Here is a 260-nt window from a genome sequence, read left to right as displayed (position 1 = left end):
CTGTTGAACTGCGAAACCGAGTGCGAGAAGCCGCCGACCATCGCCATGATGCGTCCGGTCTTCGGATTCATCGCCACCAGCGCACCCTGAACCTTGGGTACCTGCCGCAATTCGAACGACCCGTTGGCCTTACGCTCGACAATGACGACATCGCCAACCCTCAACAGCTGCGAAACGCTTTTCTTTCCGAGGGCCCAATGCATTCCGGCGGCCTTGAGAACGTGCGTTTCGTTAGGGACTCCGCCAATCCCGATTTGTGC

The 260-nt window shown here is 58.5% G+C and carries 1 protein-coding gene; it reads right to left on the bottom strand.

The window, feature by feature from the left end:
• Positions 1–203 (bottom strand): hypothetical protein (locus R0J92_RS24180; RefSeq protein WP_411053550.1); only part of this gene is annotated, 203 nt, incomplete at its 3' end.
• Positions 204–260: the final 57 nt, after the last annotated feature.

It is taken from the genome of Tritonibacter sp. SIMBA_163 (genome assembly GCF_046535935.1).
In the GTDB taxonomy this organism is placed as follows: domain Bacteria; phylum Pseudomonadota; class Alphaproteobacteria; order Rhodobacterales; family Rhodobacteraceae; genus Epibacterium; species Epibacterium scottomollicae.
This window is presented reverse-complemented; position numbering and strand designations above follow the sequence as displayed.